Here is a 1,206-nt window from a genome sequence, read left to right as displayed (position 1 = left end):
CGTGGCCGGCCCGCTCAACATGCCGCGCGGGCCGCAAGGACGGCCGGTGTTCGTGCAGGCGGGTTCGTCCGACACCGGCCGCCGCTTCGCCGCGCGCCATGCCGAGGCAGTGTTCACCGCTCAGATGGAAAAGAGCACCGCACAGGAATTCTACGCGGACCTCAAGGCGCTGGCGGCGGCCGAAGGCCGACCGTCCGAGCATGTGCTGATCCTGCCCGGCCTCAGCCCGGTGATCGCCTCGACCGAAGCCGAGGCCAGGCGCCTGGCCAAAGAGCTGAACGAACTCACCGATCCAGAGGTCGGGCGCAAGCGACTGAGCGGCCGTTTCGGCGGCCACGATTTTTCACATCTGCCGCTCGACAGGCCGCTGACGACGGAGGATTTCCCCGATCCCGGCACGGTCCAGGCTGCACGCAGCCGCACCGAAGTGATCGTCGGACTGGTCCGTCGCGAGAAGCTTACCCTGCGCCGGCTGCTCGCCTATCTCGCCGCCGCGCGCGGCCATTTCACGACCGCGGGCACGCCCGAGCAGATCGCCGATCTGATCGAAGACTGGTTCAACGACGGCGCTGCCGACGGTTTCAACCTCATGCCGCCTTTGCTGCCCTCGATGCTCGACGTGTTCGCCGCCGAGGTCGTGCCGATCCTGCAGAAGCAGTTTCCGGAAATCACCGACTTCTATCTGCCGCCGGAAGGTTGCTCCTATCGCCTGGCGGTGGTGACCATCAAGAAGCAGTATCCCGGACATGCCAAGCGGGTAATGCTCGGTGTCTGGTCGTTTTTGCGACAGTTCATGTACACCAAGTTCGTCATAGTCACCGACGACGACATCAATGCACGGGACTGGAACGACGTGATCTGGGCGATTACCACGCGCATGGACCCCAAGCGCGACACGGTGCTGATCGACAATACGCCGATCGACTACCTCGACTTCGCCTCGCCGATCTCAGGCTTAGGCTCGAAGATGGGCCTGGACGCCACCCATAAGTGGCCGGGCGAGACCACGCGCGAGTGGGGCCGAGCTATCGTTCAGGATGAGGCGGTCAAGCAGCGCGTCGATGCGCTCTGGTCTGAGTTGGGAATCGATTGATGAAAGTCACCCTGAATCCTTCGGGTGCCGTGCTTGAAGTACGGGCCGGCGAGCGCATCCTCGATGCCGCGCGACGTCTGGGCTACGACTGCCCGCAGAGCTGTCGCAATGGC

General features: G+C 64.3%; 2 protein-coding genes. Both read left to right on the top strand.

Annotation, left to right across the window (positions count from 1 at the left end; genetic code table 11):
• Positions 1–1,093 (top strand): LLM class flavin-dependent oxidoreductase (locus Q8K09_RS18160; protein ID WP_305256388.1); only part of this gene is annotated, 1,093 nt, incomplete at its 5' end.
• The coding region (locus tag Q8K09_RS18155) for a 2Fe-2S iron-sulfur cluster-binding protein (RefSeq protein ID WP_305256389.1) at positions 1,093–1,206 on the top strand (114 nt) is incomplete at its 3' end. The genes Q8K09_RS18160 and Q8K09_RS18155, both read left to right, overlap by 1 nt.

This window comes from Pseudomonas sp. (genome assembly GCF_030683065.1).
GTDB lineage: Bacteria > Pseudomonadota > Gammaproteobacteria > Pseudomonadales > Pseudomonadaceae > Aquipseudomonas.
Note: the sequence above shows the minus strand (reverse complement) of the source record. Positions and strands in the feature narration are given on the sequence as shown.